Origin of the sequence: Paenibacillus sp. FSL R7-0128, assembly GCF_038002245.1 — a bacterium.
Lineage (GTDB): Bacteria > Bacillota > Bacilli > Paenibacillales > Paenibacillaceae > Paenibacillus_AQ > Paenibacillus_AQ silagei.
The window spans coordinates 261,817-288,745 of record NZ_JBBOCD010000001.1 but is presented as its reverse complement, the minus strand read 5'-3'; the positions used below and the strand labels follow the sequence as shown (position 1 = coordinate 288,745).

Below are 26,929 nucleotides of genomic sequence, written 5' to 3'. Positions count from 1 at the left end.
TGCACAGCTATAAAGGATAAAGAGATGAAGCACGCACAACCATCAGGCCTTGTGGTTCTCAGCCTTCTTGCGTTTGCTTGCGCTGTACACGATAGTACCTGCAAACACCGCAATTAGAATACCGAAGAAAATTACATGCGGCAATTCATAGCCGAAGGCTCCGGCAAGCATTTTACCGGCAATCAGTGCAATAAGCAGGAATGCTGTCTGTTCCAATTCAGGATATCTGGCAATCAGCTTGAGGAACACCTGTGCCACTCCGCGCATCATCAGCACGCCGAGAATACCGCCCAGGAAGAGTACCCATACTTCACTGCTAAGACCAAATGCGGCTACCACGCTGTCAATACTGAAGGCAATATCCATTAATTCAACGAGGAGTACCGTCTTCCAGAAGGATGCGCCTTTATTCTTAATCTCTCCCTCTTCTCCGCTGCCCTTGAACAACCCTTTGTAGGCAATGTAGAAGAGATACAAGGCTCCAAGCACCTTCACCAGCGTGAATTTGACGAGATAGGTCCCCAGCCCAATCGCCAGGAATCTGAATACATAAGCACCGATAATACCATAGAACAACGCCTTACGCTGCTGCTCCTTCGGCAGGTGCTTAACCATGACCGCCAGTACAAGCGCGTTATCAGCGGACAACAGACCCTCCAGCAGAATCAGGCTTCCGATTATCCCCCAGCTGACAGGGTCGGAGAGCGTTCCTGCAATATCACTCCATGAGAAGAAATGCCCGTAATTCTCACCGATACTCCTAAAAAAATCACTGAACCAGTCCATTCCACTTGCGCCTCCGGTAATATCAAATTATTTACTTCCCGCTACCCAGCGAAGCCCCCAGCCATAAGCCTCATCCATCTCCCGGTGACCGCTGAAATATTGCACGAGCCGTTCAATACTGAAGGTCTCGTTATCCACATTCCGGATCAGCGCGATGGCGCACATGCCTTTACGGTTGTTATGCTCGTCCAGATTCACGATAATATCCGGCCCTCCATCCTGCTTCAGGGTAACCACCCCATCCGCCTCAGACCAGTTGGTAACTCCTTTGTAAATAAAGGCAAACACCAGAATCCGTTCGATCTGGGCTACCTTACTTCCGTTTATACGCAGATTCTCGCCGGATGTTACGGAGCCTGTCCGATCATCTCCATCGAGCATCATATAAGGCTGCTGCTGCAGGTTACCGAACGCATTGCCCAGTGCCTGCACCACGCCTTTGCTGCCGTTCTTCAGCTCATACAGACAAGCCAGATCGAGGTCCACCCCGCCCTTGTTACGGCTGAACAGCCCTCCGCCCTGCTTCTGGTTCCAGTTCAGGTTAATCAGCAGCTCACCCAGACCGGAAGCGGATTTCTTCAGGTTAATCGAATCGCCCTTCTTCTTCAGCTCAATCTTCTTCAGATTGAGATTCAGCGCCGGTGCGGGAGCAGCCTCCTGCTTAGGCGGTGCCGGTGCAGGCGGTGGCGGAATCACAATATTCGGTCTGGACGACTCTGCGCGGGGCGGCGGTACTTGAAGCGGCGGGCGTGCCTGCGTCGGTGTCGGTGCAGGCGGCTTCGGTGCCGGTGCAGGCTCGTCCTCTACTTCTATGCCATAGTTGCCGCAGAGCGCCTTAAGCCCGCCCGAGAAGCCCGCAACAATCGCACTGTATTTCCATTCTTCACCATGTCTATATAATTCTCCAACTACAACAGCCGTTTCCACAGAGAACTGATTTCCAAGGTTACACCGCAGAAGCTGCGCACCTGTCGTCTGATTCACGATCCGGCACTCCGCTTCACTCATTTGTCCGAACATCTGCTTGCGGTTTTCTCCGTCATACAGAGTAAGCGTGAAGGCAATCTTCACTATGTTTGCCGGAATCCGCTCCAGCGAGACCTCGAACTGCTTCAGTCCGCCCGAAGCCGTACCCGGCACATCCTTATAAGTGATATATGGAGTAGACGGGTTATTGTAAAAGATCAGATCGTCATCACTGCTCACTTTACCGCCAGCTCCAAGCAGGAATGCGGAAGCATCAATATCCATGGAAGACGGAGCTTTCCACCCGATCTCAACCGTAATGCTGCGAAGCCCCGGGTTCCCTTTGGTCAGATCTGCTTTCTGTCCTTTGACTACTTCTGTGTTCATTCTTACGCCACCTTTATACATGGATAAGAGCGCAACTTATCAGATTTTGTGTATAAAAAGGGCAGGATCGATGATGATCCCGCCTTTGAAGCTCTTATTGCGCGTCCAGCCCGTAGTTTTTGCATAATGCGCTTAGTCCGCCAGCGAAGCCGCTGCCAATCGCCTGGAATTTCCAATCCGCCCCCTGGCGGTAGAATTCACAGAAGACCACAGCCGTCTCGGTGGAGAAATCCTCGCCCAGATCGAACCGCAGAATCTCACGGTCACTGGATGCATCAACTACACGGACGAAAGCGTTGGAGACTTGTCCGAAGTTCTGCGCCCGGGCCTCATAATCATAGATCGTGACCGTAATCCCGATCCGCTGAATATTGGCAGGCACCAGACTGAAGTCTACGACGATCTGCTCATCATCCCCGTCGCCTTCACCTGTGCGATTGTCCCCTGTATGGGTTACAGAGCCTGTACCGCCGCTCGGGTTGTTATAGAATACAAAGTCATTTTCGCTTTTGGCTTTGCCGTCCTCATGCAGCAGGAATGCTGATGCATCGAGGTCGAAATCCTTGCCGCCGCTGTACTTGTTTGTATCCCAGCCCAGTCCTACAACTACTTTGGTCAGACCCGGATTGGTCTTGGTAAGATCAATCCGCTGTCCTTTGGAAAGACTGATCGTCACTGTCAAAAACCCTCTTTCCTTACAGATTAAATTCCCGTAATGTCAGAGCCTTATTGCAGACCGTAATCACGGGTCAAGCCGGAGAGACCGTCCTTGTAGCCGCTGCCAATCGCATTGAATTTCCATTCTGCGCCGTTACGGTACAATTCGCCTACAACTACGCCTGTTTCAACGGAGAAATCTTCACCCAGGTCAAAGCGGATCAGTTCCTCACTGTTCGCATCGTTGACGATACGTACATAAGAACGGGAGACTTGTCCGAAGTTCTGGCTTCTGGATTCTGCTTCATAGATGGTAATGGTGAAGGCAATTTTGTCCACATCTGCAGGAACATTAAGCAAATCGACTTGAACCTGCTCATCGTCTCCGTCGCCTTCCCCGGTACGGTTATCGCCGGTGTGAACAACAGAAGCGTTCTCGTTCTGCTTGTTGTTGAAGAAGATGAAGTTGGACTCCTTGTCCACTTTACCGCTGGCATTGGTCAGGAACACAGACACATCAAGGTCGAAGTCCTTGCCGCCATCATATTTATTCGTATCCCATCCGAGGCCGACTGTGATTTTGGACAAGCCTGGATTTGTTTTGGTTAAATCAATTTTTTGTCCCTTGGATAAGTTAATAGCCATGAATAGAGCCCTCTTTTCTCAAATTGGATTTAGATATAGCGTTCTGCCAGCTGATTGATATGCGCGGCGTGGGCCGCTTCACCGACGGCTGCGAATTTCCACTCTTCTCCATGACGGTACAGCTCGCCGCAGATCAGTGCCGTGAAGCCTGTATAATTGTCTGTCAGATTAAACTTAACCAATTCTGCATTCCCTGCCGCATTAATAATGCGGATATACGCAGATTTGATCATTCCGAAATCCTGCTTGCGGTTCACCGCATCGTAGATGTTAACTACAACAAGGACCTTATGGACATCGGCAGGAATCTGCTTCAGATTCACCATGATCTGTTCGTCGTCCCCGTCGCCCTCACCCGTCAGATTATCCCCCGAGTGGACTACAGAGTTATTCGCATTCTGTTTGTTGTGAAAGCAGACAAGGTTCAGCTTGTTCGTCAGCTTGCCGTTCTCATTCAGCAGCAGCGCTGAAGCATCGCAGTCAACATTCGCCTGTTTTTTAACCCCAAAGAATCCCCTTGCCGGTTCGGCAGGGTCCCAGCCCAGTCCTACGATTACGTTAGACAGTCCGGCATTGCCTTTGGTTAAATCGATCTTCTGACCTTTTACCAGATTAATTCCAGCCAACTTGAAGTACCTCCGTTTCCAGATAGAAGTGTGCTTGCGGGTGTTACATCAGTGATACGGCGGTCCATCGCCTAAAGTTTCAGTAATTAGCAAATGAAATCCAGCCTGTAATTACAGGCTGAATTCGCTTGGGCTAAGTCCCAGTACGCTGCAGATATTCCGCACAACTGCCTTCTCATGCTCGTCGAAGTCACCGTCGGCTGCACCAATCGCCGAGCATACGCCCACGATTAACCGTCCAACCTCCGGTTTGCCGTTAAACTTACCGATAGCCTTCAGCGCTTCCTGCTTACCGATCTCCGGCGAGAATTCGAAGTTGCTTACATAGTAATTGAACTGGGCAATGACGTCCCTCATGTCAAATACCTTGAGTTCATTGCTGAGATTCATATATCCCGCCATCTTGTTCTTCTCAGCTTCCTCAATCTTGCCGTCAGCAGCAGCGACCAGCGCGCAGCCAGCTACTACCGCATTCATAAAGTCTTTATTTTTAAATTTTTTCACTTGATCCGTCAGTCCGCTCTTGGTGGTATTCAGCCAATTTTTGAATGTGCTCATCGTATTCTCCTTCTATCATTATGGAATTATGACCAGCAGAAAGCCTATGCCGTCTTATTAAGCACCCTATCCTTTTCTGCCGGAAATATAAGGATAAATCATTATGCAGAACCGCTGTCATCCTTATACTTTAAAAAAAGATATCCCCGAGCCTCCTCCCCGCCACCCTGGGCAGCTATTCACGCTTGGACTTATTGCCTATTTCTTACTCCTCTAATATAACCGATTAAATAACAATATTCTACTTTGGGCGATTCTTACAGCACCTTGGACAGGAACTCCCGTGTACGCTCATGCGACGGGCTGCCGAACAGCTGCTCCGGCGCACCCTGCTCCACTATGGCCCCTTGCTCCATAAAAAGCACCCGGTCCCCCACCTCACGGGCGAAGCCCATCTCATGAGTCACCACAACCATGGTCATCCCCTCACTTGCCAGCTCCTTCATAACCGCCAGCACCTCGCCCACCATCTCGGGGTCCAGAGCTGAGGTCGGCTCGTCGAACAGCATGATCTTCGGCTCCATCGCCAGTGCCCGGGCAATCGCCACCCGCTGGGCCTGACCGCCGGAGAGCGAGGCCGGATACATCTCCGCCTTCTCGCTAAGCCCTACCTTCTGCAGCAGCTCCAGCGCCTTCTGCCTCGCTTGATCCTCCGTCCATTTCCGCACCTTCATCGGGGCCAGCATGATGTTCTCGATCACCTTACGGTGCGGAAACAGATTAAACTGCTGAAAGACCATTCCCACCTCGGTACGGATATCGTTAATCCTTGTGCTCTTGGCCATCAAGGAAGTGCCTTCAATCATAATATCGCCCGCTTGCGGCTGCTCCAGCAGATTAAGGCAGCGCAGAAAGGTCGATTTGCCCGAGCCCGAAGGCCCGATGACAACCACAACCTCCCGGCTGTGAATGTCGACGCTGATATCCGTCAGTACCTGATGGGCACCGAATGATTTGTGCAGATGCTTGACTGAAATAACCGGTTCCATAGGGGCTACACCTTCCGTTCGATATAATTAAGCAGCTTGCTGAGCGAATAAGTAAGAATGAAGTAGATCAGTGCAGCGGTCAGATACGGCTCCCAGATCCGCAGGTATTGGCCTTTCATGGTATTACTCCAGTACATAATCTCAGGGGCGGCAATCAGCGCCAGCAGCGAGGAATCCTTAACAAGCACAATGAATTCATTCCCGAAGGCGGGAACCATCCGTTTGATGGCCTGAGGCAGAATAATGAAGCGCATCGCCTGCTGCCGGGTCATTCCGAGGGATAGGGCCGCTTCCCGCTGACCGGGGTCGATGGACTGGATACCGGCGCGGAAGATCTCCGCAGAATAGGCGGCGGAATTGAGCGACAGCGCCACGAATGCGCTCATCAGCGCATAGGTTTTGCCATAGAACAACGGGATCAGCCCGAAGTGGACGATCAGAATCTGCACATAGAGCGGCGTACCGCGGAAGAGGTTAATATACGCGTGAAACGGCCAGCGGAAATACCATTTGGGCGCCATTTTGCCGAAGCCGATCACCAGTCCCAGCAGGGAACCGCACAGAATGGAGACCAGCGATACGCCGATGGTGAACAGGGTCCCTTTTAGCAGAACCGGTAAATAATGAATGATGATGTCGAATCTGAAATCCATAGAATTCTTCCCTTCTCTTCTGCTTGTGGCTTGCTCAAAAAAAGAAGCACGCGCAATAGCAATCATTACGCATGCTTAATTGTTGCTGGCCCCTATGCTACTTCGCGTTCATAAGCGCCGCCGTGTCCGGCTCTTCGCCGAACCATTCCTTGTAGATCTCCGCATATTTGCCGTTCTCGATGACCTTCTTGATCGCCGGGTCCAGCTTCGCCTTCCATTCACTGCCCTTCGGATACAGAATGCCGTAGTACTCGGAGCCAAAATTCTCCTTATCAATAATGCCTGTCAGCTTCTCCTTCGGATTGTTCTTGATGTATTCGTTCACGATGGCGATATCCGCGACCACCGCATCCGCTCCGCCGCCGTTCAGCTCCATCAGCGCTACCGCATTGCTGTCGAACCGCTTCAGGTTACCGTTGTCGACGCCCATAATGCCGCTCATCAGCTCATCTGCTGTCGTGGCTGCCTGAACCGCAACCTTCTTCCCCTTCAGGTCCAGGGCGGATTTGATATCGCTGCCTTCCTTCACCATGATCATGTTCGTAGATTCGAAATAAGGGATAGAGTAGTCATAGGTTTCCTTGCGCTCATCTGTAATTGATACCGAGGATACACCCGCCTGATATTCAGTGCCCTGCTTCACACTGGTCAGCATGGTATCCCAGCCTGTGTTGGTGACCGTGTAATCAATGCCGGCCTCCGCCATCACCGCCTTAATGAAATCAATGTCAAAGCCCTTGATCGTATCGGTATCCATATACTCCATTGGTGCATAGCTGGCATCGGTAGCGATTTTGAGGCTTTTCCCGTCCGCACTGCCGCCTTTCGCATCATTACCAGAGCTACAACCCGCCATTGCCAAGACCAGGAGTGCCACCATACCTGACATCGCCCATTTTTTCCGGATTCCCATTCTCCAATCCCCCTACTTATTTGTAAAATAACTTAAGGAGATTTTATCAGATTAAAGTAGTGATGACAATTAACTTTATCCTTTTGTGTAATATAATATGACATTATTATCGATATATTGTAACATCTCATGCAAAAAAGCAGCCAGAATGCCCCGGAGAGAGCTCCGGCAGCATTCTGGCTGCTTAATGGTCTATACATATTAGCGCATAAGTTAGAAGGTCAGATCGCCATCATAGGAAGCAATCATCCGGTACAGCTCCGGACGGCGGTCACGGAAGATCCCCCATTCAATCCGGCCTACCTCAAGCGCATCCAGGTCGAATTCGCTGACCAGCACGGTCTGCTCATCCCGTCCGGCTTCGACAATCTTGTTGCCCTGCGGACCAGCGATGAACGACGAGCCGTAGAAATCAATGCTGGAATCCTCGTCAGTCTCCTTGCCGATCCGGTTGGAGGCCACGACAGGAATCAGGTTAGCGGCAGCATGACCCAGCATGCAGGTCTGCCAGTGATCCTTGGAATCGATTGACCCGTCCTGCGGCTCCGAGCCGATGGCTGTAGGATAGAACAGAATCTCCGCACCCATCAGGCTCATCACCCGGGCAGCTTCCGGGTACCATTGGTCCCAGCATACGCCGACTCCGATTTTGGCATAGCGGGTATTCCACACCTTGAAGCCGGTATCGCCCGGGTTGAAGTAGAACTTCTCTTCATAGCCCGGACCGTCAGGAATATGGCTCTTGCGGTATTTGCCCATCACGGTTCCGTCTGCATCAATGACCGCCAGCGAGTTGTACCGCGCATAATTCTTCTTCTCATAAAAGCTGATCGGCAGCACCACCGCAAGCTCCTTGGCGATAGCCTTGAAGTGGTTCACCGCCTTGTTCTGCTCAAGCTCTGTAGCATAGGCATAGTAATCCGACTTCTCCTTCTGGCAGAAATACGGCGTCTCGAACAGCTCCTGCAGCAGAATAATCTGCGCGCCTTGGGCTGCCGCCTCCCTAACCAGTGTCTCCGCCTTGCGGATATTCTCATCGATGTCGCCGGAACAGCTCATTTGCGTCGCGGCTACTTTTACTTGTCTCATGGTTGTTCCTCCTTGTATGAACTTATAACACTTAGAACTCAAAGCTTGGTCGTCGCTGCGGTGAACATTTGGACTTCCGGCCGCTGTTGTCACCAGATTTCTTGATTTAATCCGCTCTTCGCGGTTGAAATCCGGTGACAAAGGCGGACGCTAACGCTCCTACAGTTCCAAATTTCCCCTCCGCTTCTTTTCGCTTTTCGCTAAGCTCCATCCACCGCAGGCATCTGCTGGGTGGTGCAATGCACGTTTCCGCCTTCGCCGATCACGGCCATTCCGTTCACCGTGCGGATTCTGCGGCCTTGGAACAGCCCGGCCAGCGTCTCTTCAGCCAGCTTGTCCGTCTCAGCCGCTGTACCGCCGAAGACTGGCAAGATAATGCCGCCGTTCACAAAATAAAAGTTCAGATAACTCAGCGTCAGGCGGCTACCCTCGAAGTCCACGCGGGGCGGCTGCTGAATGCGGATAATCTCCAGCTTCCGGCCTTTGGCATCGACGGCCTGCTCCAGGATGCGCAGATTCTCCTGCGTAATCGCATAGTTCTCATCCTGCGGGTCCTCGCAGACCTGAATAATCACCTTGCCCGGTGCCGCGAAGCAGGCGATGTTATCGACATGCCCGTCCGTCTCATCCCCGCTGAGGCCGCGCTTCAGCCAGATGATGGACTCCGTCCCGGTATATTGCTTGACATAATCAGCAATTTCTTCCCGGTTCAGCTCAGGATTACGGTTCGTATGGAGCAGACATTCCTCCGTGGTCAGCAGGGTGCCCTCGCCATCCGTATGAATGGAGCCGCCCTCCATCACCAGCGGAGCATCGAACGCGCTGACCTCCAGGTGCTTCAGAATCTGCGGAGCTACCTCATCATCGAGATCCCAAGGCGAGTATTTGCCGCCCCAGGCATTGAATTTCCAGTTGACTCCGGCCAGCTTCCCGTCAGGACCCGTGAGGAAGGTCGGTCCGTTGTCCCGCAGCCAGGCATCGTTGTGCCGGATGGGGAGCAGCGTTACATTGTCCCCAAGCGCCAGCTTCTCTACCGTATCCAGCTCATCCGGATTGACGATAACCGTCACCGGCTCGAATTCGGCAATCGCCCGGATAATCTCAGCATAGCCCCTACTAACCGCTTCATGATTATCAGGGTGTACCATAGAGTCCTTCACCGGCCAGGAAATAAAGGTCCGTTCATGCTTGGCCCATTCGGCCGGCATTGTATAGTGTAAATCACGTGGATGCATCATTTAGTTACCTCTGCTGTTTAGTTTTTGAAGCCGGGGATCTGCCCGCAAGCTCCTCACCCATCATACATGAATATGCCGGCAGGCTCAATTGCCGCGCAGCAATAATCCCTCTGGAAATATCCAGAGGGATTAGAGTGTGAAGCTGACTTGCTACAACCCGATCTGCTTGATGATATTGCCACTGAAGTCCTTAATGAGAAATTCCCCATTCTCCAGAACGCCGTAGGAGTTCGGGTTGTTCTCCTTCGGCAGCGCAATCGATCCGGGGTTAAGCACAGTAATGCCGTCCTTCACTTCTGCCACCGGCAGATGCGTATGCCCCTGAATGAACACATCCTGCGGAGCCAGCGCCGGTAAGTGGTCGATGCTGAAGCCATGCCCGTGCGTGGCGTAGATTTTGCGGCCCTCGTGCAGAATTAGCACATAATCGCCCATCATCGGGAAGTGCAGCAGCATCTGATCCACCTCGGCGTCACAGTTACCTCTTACCGCCGCCAACGATTTGCTCGATTGGCTGTAAGCATTCAGCCTGTCGGCGACCCCCTGCGGGTTGTACCCCTCCGGCAGTGGATTCCTAGGTCCGTGATACAGGAAATCCCCCAGAATAACCAGCGTGTGCGGCTGCTCCTCCTCCGCCTTCGCCAGCGCCTGCTCCAGCCAGTACAGCGATCCGTGAATATCGGAAATAAACATCAGCTTCATGTGAGTGCTTCCTTTCTGTTGGTATAGTTTATTGGTATAGTTTAATGCCTGACTGCTGCTTATACACTAACTTCTACTATAACGCCTTGTGCCACTCCAGCTAAGACTCTCAGCCAAAATCCTGCCCAAAATGCAACATTCCGCTCAGCACTCCAGTCCCAATCCACAATTGTTGTATAAAAGGCAGTATTCCTTCTCCTCCGGGCGAAATAGCAGGCTGAATCCTGCATTCTGTGCAACAATTCCGCGTAAAGCCCGCATATTGCCAGGTAGAAATTGCATTATGTGCAACATTAGATGCGAACGCTGAACGCCACACCTGCATCCTATTATAGATGATCAGCCTTGGCGGGTGAACGTAAAGCAAGACGCCCGGGAGGGCGTCTCTTGGCAGACATCGCTTGGCAGAACACGCCTTATCAGCGTTCCTTAACAGGACGTCTCATAATGGAGCGAGCGCCAAACTCAAACTCTCTCCCCTTACTCCGTCATGCCTCAAGGCAGATTGGACGAGCCCATCAGGAAGCGGTCTACCTCGCGGGCGGCCTGGCGGCCCTCGTTAATCGCCCAGACCACCAGACTCTGGCCGCGCCGCATGTCACCTGCCGTGAAGACTCCCTCCACATTCGTTGCCTGCGCGCCGAACTCTGCCTTAACGTTGGAACGCTCATCGCGCTCCACGCCAAGCTCTCCAAGCACTGTCTCCTCCGGTCCAGTGAAGCCCAGAGCCAGCAGCACCAGCTGCGCCTGAATGATCTCTTCGCTGCCCGGCACTTCTACAGGGGCCATCCGTCCGTCCTCCGTGCGCTTCCATTCAATACGCACCGTGTGCAGCTCCTGTACATGTCCGCTTGCATCGCCGATGAAGCGCTTGGTGTTCACCAGATAGCGGCGCGGATCTTCTTCATATAGAGAAGCAGCCTCCTGCTGTCCGTAGTCCACCTTCAGCACCTTCGGCCATTCCGGCCAAGGGTTGCCAGGCTGGCGGGTCAATGGCGACTGCGGCATAATCTCCAGCTGGATCACGCTGCGGCAGCCGTGGCGGATCGAAGTGGCTACACAGTCCGTCCCCGTATCTCCGCCGCCGATGACGACAACATCCTTGCCTGCCGCCGACAAATACTCTCCGTCCTCCAGCCCGGAATCCATCAGGCTCTTGGTGTTCAGCGTCAGGAACTCCATCGCCTGATGAATGCCACTCAGATCCCGCCCCTCCAGCGGCAGGTCACGCGCCTTGGTAGAGCCGCCGCAGAGGACAACTGCATCATGCTCCTCCTGTAACTGAGCTGCTGCAATATCTCTGCCAATCTCAGTCCGGGTGACGAAGGTAACGCCCTCCGCCGCCAGCAGATCCACCCGGCGCTGCACCTTCTTTTTATCCAGCTTCATGTTTGGAATGCCATAGGTCAGCAGACCGCCGATCCGGTCCGCCCGCTCATACACCGTTACACTGTGTCCCGCCTTGTTCAGCTGGGCGGCACAGGCCAGCCCAGCAGGGCCGGAGCCTACGACAGCCACCTTCTTGCCCGTACGGGTAAGCGGCGGCTCAGGAACGATCCAGCCTTCAGCGAACCCTCTATCTACAATCGCTTTTTCGATCGATTTAATTGTTACCGAATCGCCGTTCTTCCCTACTGTACAAGAGCCTTCGCATGGCGCAGGGCAGACGCGTCCCGTGAATTCCGGGAAGTTATTCGTCTTATGCAGGCGCTTCAGCGCGACCTGCCAGTTCCCGCGGTACACCATGTCATTCCACTCTGGAATCAGATTATGCAGCGGACAGCCGCTGGCCATCCCTGACAACATACGCCCCACATGACAGAACGGTGTTCCGCAATCCATACAGCGGGCACCCTGCTCACGCAGCTGTTCTTCCTCCATCGGAACCGAGAATTCATTCCAGTTCTTAATCCGCTCCATTGGCTCACATTCAGCAGGCGTCCGCCGCTGATATTCTATAAATCCGGTTGTTTTACCCATCCCTGTCATCCTCCGAGTCTCTCTGATTGGCCGCCGAAAGGTAATAGACGGCATTCATGCCCACACCCGGCTCCAAAAAGAAACACACTCTTCTGTCACCGTCCGTTATTCTGTCACTGTAAAGCAGCGAAGCAAGAGGCTATAACGGGGCTTCAAATCACCCCGGTACAGGCTCTTGCACGGTTATCATAAGGGGAATAAATGCCTTCATATTACCATCTACCCGCAGGGAGGGAACATGAGCAATGTCACCTTTTTTATTAACGTTGTGTGGCAAATAATGTACAGCAGACTCAGGCAGCATCTTTTTTCTTGAACATATTGTAGACCGAGCTGAACACCCCGAACAGAATGCCCGTTAACGGGAAGACGATCCAGTTGATCTCCCACTGGTCGAACACGAAACCGCTGACCAGAAAAACACAGGTAACCAGCGGCCAGATAATAGCGGCAACCGCACCGACAATCCGGTCCTCCTCCTTCTTCTCCTCCTGCTTCTCCTCACTGAAATCGCCGGTCTTCAGCAGTCTCTGATAAGCCCCCCGGATATTCCCGTAATACACGAAGAGGAAAACGGCTACAGCCACTATAATCAATAGAACAGCTACCCCGTAGGAAATGTATTCATCTCCAAACGCGGAAGATACAAAGATGGCAATCGGCGACAATACGCATAAACAAACACCCATGATAAGCGACAGCGTATAGGTGGCGGCAAAAGCGGACTGTCTCTGCTCAATATACGCCTCCAGCGGATACGGCAGACTGAAACCCGACTCCATGTATTTGTATTTCTCCATCTTCGTACCGCTGTAGATAAATAATGCGATAGCCGGACCGAGCAGCAGTAACAGGGGGATCAGCCCGATCATGCTCATAGCATCTTCAGAGAATACATTTCCCATGAACCCGTTCTCCCCCAGACCTGAGATCAGGATAAGCAGAGCAGCACCAAACATAATTAGCCCAACGCCCCAACCTACGAGCAAGCCGGATCTTTTTTGGGCAGCGATAAATCCCTCTACAGCAAGCTCATCCAGCATGGGCAGCCCTAGTCTTTCCTCCTTACGAACCTCTCCAAGCTCCAGCTCACTGACCAGTTCATCAATGTTGCCGAATTCGGAAATGACGATGCCCACCGCCTCGTTCTCCGACTTCCCTTCATGCTTCAGTTCATAGTATTTCTCCTCCATGTTGCCAAGCAGCTCCTGCTTCAGCATCGCCATCTGTTCCGTTCTGGGCAGAGATGCGAACATATTGTTCAAGTATCCAATGATGGTATCCAAGTTCCTCACAGCTCCTTTATGAATTTGTTGATAACTTCCTGCGTGATCTGCCATTCCTCGCATTTGGCCCGGTAGTAGGCAAGACCCTGCGGAGTGATGCGGTAGTAGGTGCGTCTTTTGCCAAACGTCTCATCCAGATAAAAGGAATCAATATAACCGTTCTTCTCCAGCCGGGTGAATGCCGAATAGAGAGTGGTTTCCTTCATAATGTATTTCTCTTCCGATAGCTTCCGTATGTTCTTGGAAATCTCATAGCCGTAAGACTCCCCGTCCAGAAGCATGTAGAGGATCATCGTGTCGTTGTATCCCCTAATCACATCACTGCTGATCAATTGCCTGCCTCCTATACTTCATCTGTCGTAGTAATTAAATTCAGTGTAGCACAATTACTACGACAGATGAAGTAGTGTTTATGATGAATGGAGAATTATTTTTAAAAGCGGGTTTATGGGCGTTATCCGTGCATCGAGCTGTTAGCAAGAACAGCAGGATTGACAGACAAATGTTTCTTTTATATGATTTATTTATCGCTCGATAAATAAACGATTGGAAATGATCACAATGGCAGCAAAGGAAGATAAGAAGCAAAAAATTATGGAAAGTGCCTTGACCTTATTTGCAGAATATGACTACTACAGGACAACAACTGCTATGGTAGCTAAAGCCGCGGGAGTTACGCAGCCCTACATCTTTCATTTTTTTGACAACAAAGAAGACTTATATATAGCTGTGCTAAAACGTGCCTACGATCGGATTCATAACACTTTCATGGAAGTCGAGGCACCTGCTGATCAGCTGGTTGGCGCGATGGGCGCCAGTTTTTTCAACTTAATGGAGACACATCGTTCCGAAGTACTGATGGTCATGCAGGCTTACACCATATCGGAAGCTGGGATCAAACAACATTCTGCTAAGCTCTATACGACTATTTTTGACGAAGTGACTGCCAAATTTCAGAAAGCCGGGGTACCTGATGCGGAAGGAAATGCAATCCGCTTTATGAGCATAGGGCTGCTAGTCACGTTATCCGAGGTGCTTGATCTGTCAGAAATAAAACAATCCATACTGATGACTAAAGAATGAAGTAAATGCAAGCAGCAAACGGATAAATCTTATCTGTTACTGCTTGCAATTATTTTGATAATTATTTATTAATCGATAAATAAATAAAGGGGTGAGCTAACCATGCATACTATGTTAACCGAATTGATGACATCTGCCGTATCTATTTATAGGCGTGAAAAAGGACTCGTTATGCTTGGAGGGCTCGGGTTTGTTATTGCGGGATGTGCTGCTGTCTTTATGTTCTTTCAAGGAGCAGTTGTTCTACCGGAGGGTAATATCAAAAATGTATTCTCGTTTGCAGCAGCCTTAGGAATTTTTCTGTTATCCATTGCTGCGATCTTACCCTTTGCAGGCTTTACCACTCGCATGAGAAAAGTGATTCGCCGGCTTTTTATTGCTGCTGCTTCATACAGCTATGTAATTGAAACCCTGCAGAATTTCCGGGGCTTCAATCCCCGTTTCTCTAAAGCCGGCGGCCTAGTGGATACCCTTGGGGGAGCTTTATTTGGCGTCGTATCTCTTTCTTTTGTCATCGGGGGTATCCTGCTGGCTGTCCAATTTCTGAAAATGAAGGCTCCCTTATCGCGCCCTGTACTAATCAACGGTATCCGTTATGCCTTGCTGGCGGTATTTATAGCTAATCTGGCCGGACTGATCATGATGAGCTTACAAGGACGTTTTACCGGAGCTGGAGGCAATTATATTGTACTACATGGAATTGGCCTCCATTCTCTCCAAACCCTGCTGTTACCCGCCTGGCTGCTGGAACATTCGAATCTAGGGTCCGGCAAACAGCGTCTGCTCCTGCATACAGGTTGTATAGCTTGGCTGATTGCCATTTTGGTAATAGCCGTTCAGACCAGTCTTGGCCGTTCTATGTTTGAGATTAGCTTGTTCCCGATATTTGCCCTCCTCTGTTTACTGGTTTGGCTGCTCACTGTCATTTCGGCTCTAATGTTTAACAAAAGGTGAGTGTTTGGGCTTAATACAGCCCCCGACCCCAGCACATTGTATTCGGTTTTTCGCCTACACTAAGCATATTTCCGCCACAGCAAAAAGCAGACTGCCCCGGCAGCCTGCTTTTGTGCGATACCTACAATCCCGGTACCTATGATTTAGTTCACAGCAAGTACGATCATTCCTATTCCTGCAGTGGTTAAAGCACCGCTCTCCAGCCGTCCAATATGCGCTTCGCCGAATACAATGTCCCATTCGCCCAGTTCGGGCAGCATCAGGGTTGCACCTTCGGGATTGGCATTGTACAGAACGTACAGATACTCCGCCGAATCTCCTCCGGCATGATCGCGGAGCGTGAAGGCCACCGCATGCGCCGGTGCCTCTTCGAACACCAGATGGTCGCGGATTTCCTCTGCGGTACGCAGCCGGAAGGCGGGATGAGCGGCGCGCAGCGCGATCAGCTGCTTCATGTATGCTACAGATCCGGCATGTTCCGCGCAGCGTTCCCAGTCCAGCCAGTTCACTTCCACTGGCGATTTATAGCTGTTCTCCACACCGTCCTTGGTCCGCAGGAACTCCTGACCGGCATGAATGAAAGGTATCCCCTGACTCGTCAGCACCATAGCCGAGGCCAGATGGTGCATAGCGCGGCGCTGCCCGTCTTCCACTCCTGCCGTAGACAAGACCAGCTTATCCCACAGTGTATGATTGTCGTGGCACTCCACGAAGTTCACACACTGCTGCGGCTCCTGGGCGTATTGCCCGAGGCCGGGCCCGTAGTAGATCGCTCCGGCAATGCCTGCCTTCACATTGCGTTCGAAGCCGAACCCACCGTTGATGAAGCCCTTCTGGTCATGCAGGAATATATTACCCTTCACTGCATCGCGGAAGCCGTCATTGAAGTGGCCAATGCCCGGCATCTGATTGGCCTGGCACTGGTTGGCCCGAAGGTCCTCGGCCAGCTCCGTGTCCATCACCCAGCCTTCGCCTATCGTTATAATCGAAGGGTCCAGATCATCCAGACGACGGCGGATCTCGTTCATAGTCCCTACATCATGAAGACCCATCAGATCGAAGCGGAAGCCGTCGATATGGTATTCCCTGGCCCAGTACAGCACGGACTCAACGATGAAGCGGGACATCATCCTCCGCTCGGAAGCAGTATCATTCCCGCAGCCTGAGCCGTTCGACAACCGCCCGTCCTGCTTATACCGCAGATAATAGCCGGGAACCAGCTTGGTGAAGTTCACCCGGAAGCCGTCATAGACATGGTTGTAGACCACATCCATAATGACACGCAGGCCGCGGTCATGCAGCGCCTGAATCATTGTCTTCAGCTCCCGGATGCGCAGGCCCGGAACATACGGATCTGATGCATAAGAGCCTTCAGGAGCATTGTAATTCTTGGGGTCATATCCCCAATTATAATGCGGCTCCTCCAGGCGGGTCTCATCTACGCTCTCTGTCGCATAATCATAGATAGGCAGCAGCTGCACATGGGTAACACCCAGACTGGCAATGTGATCAAGACCGGTGGCAATGCCCTCAGGACCCCGGGTTCCGGCTTCTGCAAGGCCGAGGTATTGCCCTGTATGCTTAATCCCGCTGGCAGGATGAACCGATAAGTCACGCAGGTGAAGCTCATAGATCACCGCATCCACCGGGTCCTCCAGCGGCGGCTTATCCTGCGTCCAGCGCGCGGGATCGGTCTTGCGCAGATCCAGTATAGCCCCTCTGTCCCCGTTCACGCCGATCGCGCGGGCGTACGGGTCCACCGCTTCATTCCATAGCTCCCCGATACGCACCCTGTAGGTGTAGAACATCCCATCCAGATCGCCCGGAACGCTGAGTCTCCAGGTTCCCCGGACGTCTCGCACCATGGGTATCTGCCGCTGCGCAGGATCCTTCCAGGATGGATACAGCACCAGCTCCGCTTCCTGGGCCGTCGGGGCCCACAGACAGAACGCGGAGCCGGACGCCGAATAGGTTAGGCCAAGATCCTCTCCGTCATAGCTGAACAGCTCATCGAAATTCCGGTCGAAGACGGAGATTCCGCTAGTAGCCGCCGGGTCCCCGTAATCAATCGGTTCCTTCATTTCCTTCTGTACTGACAAGGCATACCGCCTCCTTTACCCTTAACTAAATATACGGCAGGGCTCCTGGGATTTATACAATTCCTCTTTTCTCTATTTGAAATTTTATCCTAACCGCCAACATTGTGCAAACGTTTGAATCACACTCTGCAAGTGGAAAGGGCTTTGCCTTCCTTTTACAGGACGGTACCGTTTCAGCGAGAAATAGAAGGATAAGTTATCCTTTGCAACATATAAATTCTATATTTAGAAAAGGCCGGGACACAAGAAATATCCTGCCCCGGCCCGGCCATGATCTTGAAGCAGACTGTAGCTCATCAGATTTAAATGCATGAGAAATTATTTTAACTAATTGCTTGTTGAGGCTTTACTGGGCCAAAATTAGGTTGCAAGGGGTAGGCTTAATTGTAATTTGTACAACTAAATCTCCCTATGTGCCGCTTAATCAACGTTTAGTTGTATTTCCTGAAATTATAATCCCTCTATACCTGGATTTTCGCCCATTCGGGCAAATTTAGTTGTACAGACTACAATTAGAAGAGGGATTCTACCCGTTTCAGTGTTTTTAGTTGCATAGAATACATTTATCTCTGATATGGTTCGCTACGAACTGAATGCCTGCCTCTTTACTCCAAGGAGTTCTTTACTTGCTAAAGGTGGCTTCCTTCCAGAATAGGAGTTGCCCGTCTGTCACGGCACATCTGGCGATTCCGGCAGATTGAGCGAAACCATTGTAAGTATTTTTTTATTCGCGGAATAGGATATCTGCCGTTCTCTGCCCGGCGTATAACCGCCGCCAGGATGTTGCATCCCGTTGTCATGGACAATCAGCTTACAGGAGCCGTCCTCCTCAGCCTCATAACCGATTCCCAGCACCCAATGATAGTCATACGCATATCTTCCGCGCCAGCGGAAGCTGAACCACTTGTCGAATTTGAGCGCGACCGGACGCCCGGCATCAATCTCGGCCCGGTAGCGACCGATATCATTGAACACGGATACCTTAATCAGGTCGGAGCGGTTACTTAAAGGCGGCAGGGCTTCGCCGATGTACGCCCGGAGGCCTCTGACAAAGCTGCGTGCACTCATGCCCCAGGGCGTCCCGCCATGATGGGTGTAGATGTAATTGATATGCGCGGCCATGGAATCAAAATGACGGATTCCCGGAATAAACGTCCGGCCCATATGCGAATGCCAATATTCCAGGAGGGCCGCCATGGTCGCCGGCCCGCAGGCTGAGGAAGGCGAGGCTACGCCTGTCTCCCACTGTGTATACGCCTTCGCCTTCAATCGCTCACCAGAAGGCCTCCGGCTCATAGAGATACCCTATGGCTGCAACGCTCCAGCACCCGGTCAATATCGGCAGCCAGGAACGGCTTGCTGACAAAGTCATCCATGCCCGCCGCATAGCAGCGCTCCCGGTCCTCTTTTCTGGCATACGCTGTCACAGCTGCAATATACGGCTGATGCGGGGCAGGCGCCTGCTCGCGGATTCTGGCTGTTGCCGTAAGCCCGCTCATCCCCGGCATCTGTACATCCATGAATACCAGATCATACTGCTCACAGAGCACTGCCTGCACCGCCGCTTCGCCATGATCGACCAGATCGGCGGAATAGCCTCTTTTGTCCAGCATAGTCACCAGCAGCTTCTGATTCACCGGATGATCCTCCGCCACCAAGATACGTAGAGGCCCAAATTCAGCAGCGGATTCGCCTTTTTCCGGGATGCTACTATGTTCAGAGATCGGCGCCGGATCAGAGACAATCACCGTATCCTCCCAGCCGCCTTCCGGCTCCAGCTCCATATCTACAGGCAGGATGAAATAGAAATTCGAACCTTCCCCGACTACGCTATCCACAGTGATGGCACCGCCCATCAGCTCCACCAGCTTTTTGCAGATGGCCAGCCCCAGTCCGGTTCCCCCATACTTGCGGTTAATGGACGGGTGCAGCTGCGAGAAGGACTGGAACAACAGCGGCTGCTTCTCAGAAGGGATTCCTATCCCTGTATCGGCCACGCTGAATTTGAGCGTCAGCTTCTTGCGCTCCCTGCTATATTCTCTGCTGAGCAGAATGGAGACCTGTCCCGTCTCGGTGAATTTCACGGCATTGCTGACGAGATTCACCAGCACCTGGCGCAGCCGGGCCGCATCTCCCATGATCAGCTCCGGCACATCCGCAGCCATGCGGCAGGACAGCTCAATATTCTTTTCACGGGCCTTCGGCATGAACAGCTCCGTGATATTGTCGAGTAATTCCACCAGACTTACCGGCTCGTGGGTAAGCGTCATTTTACCAGCTTCGATTTTGCTGAAATCCAGAATTTCATTAAGAATATATAGCAGGGATGCACTGCTCTCGCTGATAATCTGGGCATACCCCCGCTGTTCTTCCGTCAATTCCGTCTCACTTAGCAGATCGGTCATGCCCATAATTCCGTTCATCGGTGTACGCAGCTCATGGCTCATGATGGCGAGAAATTCCGATTTGGCCTGGTCCGCCTTCTCCGCCAGCTCCTTGGCTCTGATAATCTCCTTCTCCCCGGTAATGTCACGGAAGACAACAACCGCTCCCTTGCGCTCACCCTTGTCGAACAGTGGGGTTACCTGGTACTCGGCCAGGAAGCTGGAGCCGTCCTTGCGCCACAGTACCGCATCCAGGCTCTGATGAGCTTCTCCTGCCCGGACTGCCCGCATCAGCGGAGACTCCTCCGGCCGGTAATGGTTGCCGTCAAGCGCGGTCTGCTGGATGGGGTCCAGGTAAGGATGCCCGGTAATCTCATCACATTCGAAGCCCAGCATATGCGCCCCCGCAGGATTAATAAAGGTGACCCGCCCCTCGTTGTCCAGACCAAATATTCCTTCGGACACGGCATTGAGAATCAGGGTATAATCATTGCTCAGCTTCTCAATCTGCTCCGTGTACCTGATATGATCCGTAATGTCGCGGGAGATCCCATATACCCCAACCACCTGATGATCCACAACTATTGGAATATTAATCGTATTGATCTCCACTGGATGCCCGTCTTTGTGGATCAGCGTCAGATCATAGCTCTGCGGCTCCCCCTGGCTGGCCAGGGTGAAATGATGCAGCGTCTTCTGGATATCCTTCTCAGCCACCAGCGGTCCAAAATAATTGCCCAGCAGCTCCTCCAGCGAGTAGCCGCTCAGCTTCTCCAGATTGGCATTCGCCGTCAGATAATCCCCCTGCAGATTCATGGAATATACCGCCGCAGGATTATACTCGAACAGGGATTTGTAGCGTTGCTCACTCTCCTGCAGCTTCGATTCGAATTGCTTGCGTTCAGTAATGTCACGGCCTACAGCAATAATCTCTGTCTTCTGTCCCTGCGCGTCAAAAATATACCGGCTGTTCGTTTCAAACCAGACATAGGTACCGTTCTTGTGGCGGTAGCGGTAGGAGGCCGGCGGAATCAATCCCGAATCCACGCTCTCCGACATCTGATTCAGAATCATCTCCAGATCATCAGGATGCAGGTAATCGTAGGCACTGGTGCCGATCATCTCCTCAGGCTCATAACCGAGCAGCGAACGGCTGGCCGGTGAGCAATACAGGAAGATACTGTCCTTAATCGCATGGCGCGAGATCAGGTCGAGGGAGTTCTCCGACATCAGCCGGAAATTCCGTTCACTCTCCCGCAGCTGCTCCTCCATATGCATACGCTCCGTAATATCCTGCATCATGCCGAACAGCTGGGCTGGCTGGCCCTCCGGTCCCAGGATGACATCCCACTGGACATGCACCATCAGGACCTCCCCATCCGGCAAAATCATCCGGTAAGCCGTATTCCCCGGCTCCCCTAGTCCCATAGCCCGTTCTACGGCCTCCTGCAGAATCCGGACATCTTCCGGATGGACCAGTGCCAGGAAGGCCTCCTGATTCACTTGGCCTGTCTCCACACTATATTGCAGAATACGCCGCAGTTCGTCGGAGAACGTGATTCTGCCCTTCACCAGATCCCAGCCCCATGAGCCTATTCGCGCCACCCGCTGCGCGGACGCAAGGGCCTCCTCGCTGTGCTTGCGCCGGGTGACGTTACGGCCAATCCCCATAATCCGTGTGATTTCACCCTTATCGCCGCGGACCACATGGAAGGATGTCTCGAACCATAGATAATGGCCCTCCTTATGGCGCAGGCGGCGACTGGAGATATTGTTCTTCAGCAGGCTGCCGGAGCTGTTGATTGCTTCAACATCCTCCAGGTGATAGAATTCGGCGCGGTTCCTGCCGACGATCTCCTCCGGATGGTATCCGATCTGGGAATAGGAGGACGGCGATATGAAGGTTATCGTCCCGTCGGGCAGGGAGAAGGAGATCATGCTCTGATCGTCTTTTATGAATAAATTGTACAGATCGCGGCTGTCTACGGTCAGCTGGTCAGCAATTTTGCGGTCTGTTACATCCTGTGCATATACAATAACGGTCCGGCCGGAAGGCTCCTCTTGGGCCGGAATGAAGGTCAGGGCGAGCCAGAACGGCTTCCCGCCACTGCCGGAGAACCGCTGCTCCACCTGAAGAGGCTGTCCCTGCCGCTGTGCAAGCTCTGTCCCGATTCGCTGAATAGAGAATTCTTCCTGCAGGTCCCGGCCGGCCCCCGATAGAGTCCCTGAGAGAAATTCAGGCTCAGTGCAGCCCAGCATACTGCAAAAAGCAGGATTAATCTTCATCCATCTGCCTCCTTCCGGAGACAATACAGCCATCCCCACCGGAGATAACTGGAAGGCTTGATCGAGAATGCTGTTATTCCTAGCCAGGTTATCCATCATCTAAGGCCTCCTTCATCTTGGGGCTGGCGCTTCTGCTGACCCTCTGTTGTGCTTCACTTGACGTTCTTCCTTCACAGTATACGATAAGACCGTCACGGAATGAAATGAAGGTCCTCCCCCTTGATTCGCATAAGTTAAAATTGATAATATTGACAAAAATAAGATATTATATCTATAATAAAAAGCAAAACTATCTTCGTGACTCATTACGCCGGAAGCACCCGTAATAGAGGCCTGTTGGCCTTTACTGCGGGTGCTTTCTTTGTGTTCCGGGACATGGAGACAAGCGGAGGAATGTTAATGAACAATCTGTATAAGCCAAGTTGTCTGCTGCTGTCCCTCTTGATTGCCCTTGCCCTAAGCTTCCCGGCCGGTCCGGCTTCGGCAGCGGCGACGGTGATAACCTCATCGGTTCAGGCTTCCTTTGACCTGACTGCTGCGAAGGCGGACAGCACTGCCCGCGCCCGGATGAAGAGCCAGTTCACAGAGCTGACCACCCTGTCTGCCGGGTATGACAGCCGGGAGGTGCAGATCAGGACGCTCCATGATCAGAATACAGAGGCGTTGAATGCAGTCCGGGAGTCCATCAAGAATATGGACCAGGCCTCCATCGCCAAGCTGAGCGCCGCCGTCAGCAGTGCCAAGCAGCGTTATCAGCCGCTGTTCGATCAATACAGCGCGCTGAACAAGCGGATCTCCCTGCTCAAGGGACTGAAGGACAAGACGCTGAACTCCGTCCTGAAGGCCCAGTCGGAAGCCATGAAGCTGCTGGTCCAGATTGCCCGCCAGGAGATCCGCGACAAGGAAGCGCTGCTCAAGGCCGCCAAGGATACCCGTACCCGCCGGATGGCCGCTGCCCGCAAGACCCTGGCGGGCATTGACAGACCGCAAAGCTTAATCAAATCACAGAAAAGCGCAGTCTCTGCCCTGAACAAGCGGCTAACGGCAGATTGGAGTGACTTCAAAGCGGCTATCCGCAAGCAGAATCCGGCTCTGGCCGGACAATCCTTATCTTCTATGGTCGCCGGGTACAAGCAGATCGCGGCGGGGAAGCTGAAGATCCTGGAGTATGAGCAGACGATTGCCGGAGTCATTGCAGCTACTCTTAGACAGACAGGCAGCTAGACCGCAGACGGCCGCTCCCTGCTTGCTCCTGTGTCTTCTGCACGCCTGAACGCATATGTTAGGTTAAGAACCCTAACTACTATGCAGCGGGAGGAGCAGCCACAATGCACATCTGCATGATTGCACCGGAGCAGTTCACGGTTCCCGGGGACGGCTCTGTGGAGATTTGCATCTGGAATATCGCGCGGAGGCTGACCAAGAGACACAAGGTAACCATTGTGAGCCGCAGAGCCGCCGGGCTTCCTGACACGGATGAGCTCGAGCAGGTCCAGTTCATCCGGCTGCCCTCAGGCACCCCTTCCCGGTACCGCAGCTCCGTTCTTACATTCCTGGAAGCCTCAGAGCCGTTCGATCTTATTCAGATCGACAACCGGCCGCGGCTGGCGGCGGCTGTGAAGCGGCAGTACCCCGGCACTCCGGTGATGATATTTCTTCACTCTCTCACATTCGTGCCGCAGGAGCCCGGCATCGCCCGTTGTCTGGCCCTGGCCGATGCCGTCACGGCCAACAGCAGCTCCCTGGAGCAGCGGCTTATCCGGAGGTTCCCCGGCATCCGCAGCAAGCTTCGCGTGGTTCCTCTGGGAGCAGACCTGTCGCGCTTCACTCCTGCATCTGCGCAGGAGAAGGCGCGCCTGCGCACGCTGCATGGTCTTGGCCCCGGCTTCACGGTCCTGTTCGTAGGCCGGGTCATTCCGCGCAAGGGAGTGCCTGTGCTGCTCCGGGCCATGCACCGCCTGAACCGGCATATGCCCGCACGGCTGCTGATCGCGGGCAAAGGGAAGCCGCCATATCTCCGGCAGCTGAGAGCCCTTGCCCGGCGGCTGAGCGTACAGGTGTCATTTCTCGGCAATATTCCCCATGAGGATATCCACAGTATGTATCAGGCTGCCGACTGCTTTATCTGCCCCTCCCAGCAGCATGAAGCCTTCGGGCTGGTGAATGTGGAGGCAATGGCCTCGGGGCTGCCGGTAATTGCCTCCAGCAACGGCGGAATCCGGGAGATTATTGATTCGGGCCGTAACGGCTATCTGGTGAAGCAGTACAGGAACCCCGCTGCTTTTGCCAGCCGTATGCTGCAGATCGGCCGCAATCCGGACCTTGCCGCAAGGATCGGACTGCAGGGAAGAAGTGATGCGCTGCAGATGTATGAGTGGCAGCATACCGCAGAGCTGCTGGAGAATATTTATCTGAAGCTGGTTCCTTCACGTTAACCAGAGGAAGCATCCTTCTAGAAGGCTCCTCCGGTTAACGAGGGGCACAACACTTTACCTTGAAATACTTTCCTGGCGGGCGGACAGCGCCGAACTGTAAGTCCAGTCAGGATACGACAATGTGTAATACGGATTTTGTGATCCTTCTCGCAGGATGCAGCCGGAGTTAATAATATACTACACGTGTAAGCGTTACCATTAAACAAATGCACTATACAGTAAGCCACCGAGATATTGGCAACCCCCTACAACCTATTATTCGCTGTAGAAAGGGTGCATCGTTATGTTAATGATCAAAGCTATCGTAAGACCTGAGAAAGCGGATGAAGTAATGGCCGAATTGCTGCTGGCCGGCTTCCCCTCCATCAGCAAGATGGATCTGCTCGGGCGCGGCAAGCAAAAGGGCATTCAGGTCGGAACCAACCATTACAATCAAATCTCCAAGAAGCTGCTGATGATCGTCATTCAGGATGAAGATAAGGATGACGTCATCAGCATTATTATGCGTACGGCCAGATCCGGTGAGCATGGCTCCTTCGGCGACGGCAAAATCTTTGTCCTGCCGGTACAGGAGGTCTTCACCATCAGCAACGGCAAGAACCAGTTATAGAGCGTCTATGAAAGAGGCAGCAAAGCATCCCCCCGCTCTCCGTCTTCACGGAAGACCGGGGACTGCCTTGCTGCCTTTATGAATTCCTGAGTTCCTGATACATCAACCTCAGATCAGCTGGATGACGGTAAGCACCAGCCCGACCACAAAGCCGCAGACGGCCCCGTTGACACGAATCCACTGCAGATCCTTGCCGACCTTCTCCTCCAGCATATTCACCAGAGCGGCATCGTCCATCTGATCGAGGTTCTCCTTGACCAGTTGCCCGATCCGGTAATGATTAGCTTCCACGAAGGAGATCAGTGTACCGCGAATCCGGTCCTCTGATGTCTGAATCCATTCCTTCTCCTGGCTAACCCGCCGGACCAGCGCGGCATACAGCGAGAACAGCCTGCGCCCGCCCCGGCCCCGGTCCTCTTCCAGCAGCGTAACCGCCTTGCCGCGCAGCCCTTGCAGCTGCTGTAGTACAAATGCGGCAGCGGCTTCCCCTTGAAGCTCATTCAGCGCCCAATTCTTCAGTGAGGCAATCCGTTCTTCATCGCTCAGCAGCTGGAACAGAGCCACCCGGATCTCCCGGATGACCTCCTCCCGGTAAGGGCTGTCCTCTTCCTTAAAGTCACGGATCGTAGACTGCACCATACCCTGGAGCATTTCCCCTAGCATATCAGCATCCACGAACCCGACGAAGGCCTGGAAGGCCATTCCCTTCAGTCCGCCAAGCTTAACCTCGGCCAGCTTCTCACTGGCGATCTTGCCCAGCATGGCCCGCGTCTCCGGGCGTCCGCTCCAGGCGGAGATCCCCTCCAGCGCAAAATCAAGGGCTGCAATATCCTTGCCCTCATTCATCAGGCTGGTTGCTATGGTATCTGCTGCGACTCCGAGCTTAGCTTCACGCAGATAGCTTGCTGCTGCCGATTGAATATATGGAACAGCCTGCTCTACCGGAAGCCGCAGCACGAAGCCCTTCAGCTGCTCCAGCACTTCCTGCCGCGCTTTTTTTCTGGAGAAGAACCGGGTCAGTACGCCAGCTCCAAGCGAGACTATATTGAAGGTGCGCAGCTTGTTCTCAATGCTCTCCTTGTTCAGCAGTTCATTCTCCATCGCAGAGATCAGGGACTGGATCAGCTTATCCCGGTTCTTCAGCAGCAGCGAGGTATGAGGAATTCTAAGGCCCAGCGGGTGACGAAACAGCGCTGTCACAGCAAACCAGTCGGCGATTCCTCCGACCAGACCTGCCTCGAAGCCGCCTCTCAGCAGAATAACTGCCAGATTCTCCGGCAGAAACAAGGTGAACAGAAAGCCGCAGGCCATAATAGCCAGAGAGATCGTAGCTAAATTTCTGGATTTCATCAGTATCTTTTCCCCCTTACATAGCGACCCCATGCCGCTTGCATCCCGGTCATCATCCCTTGCTCATGCAGAAGACGAACCAGGCTGTCAGGTTACAGGTCTGCCTTACATTGTACCACGGGAGCACTCTTTTCTGAAAATCCGTCACGCTGCATGCAGCAGGGAAGCAGTTCTGTAATACTATAGATGAACACTTTAATTTTAAATTTCCGAGTAAATAATGATAAAATATAAGTGGAAACGGCTTTGCCGT

General features: G+C 52.8%; 24 protein-coding genes. 5 read left to right on the top strand and 19 right to left on the bottom strand.

All coding sequences use genetic code 11. From position 1 onward, the window contains the following. Positions 1-42 precede the first annotated feature (42 nt). From NST26_RS01240 to NST26_RS01170, 15 genes are all read right to left on the bottom strand, one after another. On the bottom strand, positions 43-786 hold the full coding sequence (locus tag NST26_RS01240; RefSeq protein ID WP_036723548.1) for a TerC family protein: 744 nt from the start codon (positions 784-786) through the stop codon (positions 43-45). Between the two features lie 27 nt (positions 787-813). After that, positions 814-2,139: a TerD family protein gene (locus NST26_RS01235; protein ID WP_340978295.1), complete on the bottom strand. Its 1,326-nt coding sequence runs from the start codon at positions 2,137-2,139 to the stop codon at positions 814-816. A 94-nt stretch (positions 2,140-2,233) separates the two neighbouring features. Beyond that, positions 2,234-2,815, bottom strand: coding sequence for a TerD family protein (locus NST26_RS01230; RefSeq protein WP_036723550.1), 582 nt, complete (start codon positions 2,813-2,815; stop codon positions 2,234-2,236). Positions 2,816-2,865: 50 nt separating this feature from the next. Further along, complete coding sequence (locus NST26_RS01225; protein WP_036723552.1) at positions 2,866-3,441, bottom strand: TerD family protein; 576 nt, start codon at positions 3,439-3,441, stop codon at positions 2,866-2,868. Positions 3,442-3,470: 29 nt separating this feature from the next. Further along, entirely contained in the window at positions 3,471-4,067 is a 597-nt protein-coding gene (locus tag NST26_RS01220; protein ID WP_036723553.1) for a TerD family protein, read from the bottom strand. 111 nt (positions 4,068-4,178) lie between these two features. Continuing rightward, on the bottom strand, positions 4,179-4,625 hold the full coding sequence (locus NST26_RS01215) for a tellurite resistance TerB family protein (RefSeq protein ID WP_036723555.1): 447 nt from the start codon (positions 4,623-4,625) through the stop codon (positions 4,179-4,181). 257 nt (positions 4,626-4,882) lie between these two features. Continuing rightward, entirely contained in the window at positions 4,883-5,614 is a 732-nt protein-coding gene (locus tag NST26_RS01210; protein ID WP_340956575.1) for an amino acid ABC transporter ATP-binding protein, read from the bottom strand. A 5-nt stretch (positions 5,615-5,619) separates the two neighbouring features. Beyond that, positions 5,620-6,267 (bottom strand): amino acid ABC transporter permease, encoded by a 648-nt coding sequence (locus NST26_RS01205; protein ID WP_340956577.1) that lies wholly within the window; start codon positions 6,265-6,267, stop codon positions 5,620-5,622. Between the two features lie 97 nt (positions 6,268-6,364). Continuing rightward, positions 6,365-7,180 (bottom strand): transporter substrate-binding domain-containing protein, encoded by an 816-nt coding sequence (locus NST26_RS01200; RefSeq protein WP_036723560.1) that lies wholly within the window; start codon positions 7,178-7,180, stop codon positions 6,365-6,367. Positions 7,181-7,393: 213 nt separating this feature from the next. Then, positions 7,394-8,269 (bottom strand): N-carbamoylputrescine amidase, encoded by an 876-nt coding sequence (gene aguB, locus NST26_RS01195; protein WP_036723561.1) that lies wholly within the window; start codon positions 8,267-8,269, stop codon positions 7,394-7,396. A 200-nt stretch (positions 8,270-8,469) separates the two neighbouring features. Then, a complete protein-coding gene (locus NST26_RS01190; protein WP_340958168.1) occupies positions 8,470-9,504 on the bottom strand; it encodes an agmatine deiminase family protein in 1,035 nt (344 codons plus the stop codon). 153 nt (positions 9,505-9,657) lie between these two features. Then, positions 9,658-10,209 carry a phosphodiesterase gene (yfcE, locus tag NST26_RS01185; RefSeq protein ID WP_340956579.1) on the bottom strand — a complete coding sequence of 184 codons (552 nt, stop codon included), beginning with the start codon at positions 10,207-10,209 and terminating at the stop codon, positions 9,658-9,660. Between the two features lie 495 nt (positions 10,210-10,704). Then, complete coding sequence (locus NST26_RS01180) at positions 10,705-12,189, bottom strand: glutamate synthase subunit beta (RefSeq protein ID WP_340978291.1); 1,485 nt, start codon at positions 12,187-12,189, stop codon at positions 10,705-10,707. Between the two features lie 293 nt (positions 12,190-12,482). Then, positions 12,483-13,475, bottom strand: a complete 993-nt coding sequence (locus NST26_RS01175) for a permease prefix domain 1-containing protein (protein ID WP_340978289.1) — start codon at positions 13,473-13,475, stop codon at positions 12,483-12,485. Positions 13,476-13,480: 5 nt separating this feature from the next. Next, a complete protein-coding gene (locus tag NST26_RS01170; RefSeq protein ID WP_036723569.1) occupies positions 13,481-13,807 on the bottom strand; it encodes a PadR family transcriptional regulator in 327 nt (108 codons plus the stop codon). A gap of 229 nt (positions 13,808-14,036) precedes the next feature. Here NST26_RS01170 and NST26_RS01165 point away from each other — a divergent pair, with 229 nt between their 5' ends. Beyond that, entirely contained in the window at positions 14,037-14,558 is a 522-nt protein-coding gene (locus NST26_RS01165) for a TetR/AcrR family transcriptional regulator (protein WP_209876284.1), read from the top strand. A gap of 102 nt (positions 14,559-14,660) precedes the next feature. Beyond that, the gene (locus tag NST26_RS01160; RefSeq protein ID WP_340978284.1) at positions 14,661-15,512 is read left to right on the top strand and encodes a hypothetical protein; all 852 of its coding nucleotides are present in this window, start codon (positions 14,661-14,663) and stop codon (positions 15,510-15,512) included. Between the two features lie 143 nt (positions 15,513-15,655). On the opposite strand, the gene pulA is transcribed toward NST26_RS01160, so the two are convergent. The 3 genes from pulA to NST26_RS01145 form a co-directional block, all read right to left on the bottom strand. After that, on the bottom strand, positions 15,656-17,611 hold the full coding sequence (pulA, locus tag NST26_RS01155; protein ID WP_339253096.1) for a type I pullulanase: 1,956 nt from the start codon (positions 17,609-17,611) through the stop codon (positions 15,656-15,658). Between the two features lie 669 nt (positions 17,612-18,280). After that, entirely contained in the window at positions 18,281-18,907 is a 627-nt protein-coding gene (locus NST26_RS01150) for a C39 family peptidase (RefSeq protein ID WP_340978281.1), read from the bottom strand. Continuing rightward, positions 18,904-22,380, bottom strand: coding sequence for a PAS domain S-box protein (locus NST26_RS01145; protein ID WP_340978280.1), 3,477 nt, complete (start codon positions 22,378-22,380; stop codon positions 18,904-18,906). Before NST26_RS01145 ends, NST26_RS01150 begins: the two co-directional genes overlap by 4 nt. A gap of 300 nt (positions 22,381-22,680) precedes the next feature. Between NST26_RS01145 and NST26_RS01140 the strand changes: the two genes are divergently transcribed. From NST26_RS01140 to NST26_RS01130, 3 genes are all read left to right on the top strand, one after another. Continuing rightward, complete coding sequence (locus tag NST26_RS01140) at positions 22,681-23,505, top strand: hypothetical protein (protein WP_209876275.1); 825 nt, start codon at positions 22,681-22,683, stop codon at positions 23,503-23,505. A 104-nt stretch (positions 23,506-23,609) separates the two neighbouring features. Then, on the top strand, positions 23,610-24,716 hold the full coding sequence (locus NST26_RS01135; protein ID WP_340978275.1) for a glycosyltransferase family 4 protein: 1,107 nt from the start codon (positions 23,610-23,612) through the stop codon (positions 24,714-24,716). A gap of 283 nt (positions 24,717-24,999) precedes the next feature. Further along, positions 25,000-25,326, top strand: coding sequence for a P-II family nitrogen regulator (locus NST26_RS01130; protein WP_036723574.1), 327 nt, complete (start codon positions 25,000-25,002; stop codon positions 25,324-25,326). A gap of 108 nt (positions 25,327-25,434) precedes the next feature. Here NST26_RS01130 and NST26_RS01125 read toward each other — a convergent pair whose 3' ends face one another. Then, complete coding sequence (locus tag NST26_RS01125; protein WP_339312416.1) at positions 25,435-26,676, bottom strand: DUF445 domain-containing protein; 1,242 nt, start codon at positions 26,674-26,676, stop codon at positions 25,435-25,437. Positions 26,677-26,929: the final 253 nt, after the last annotated feature.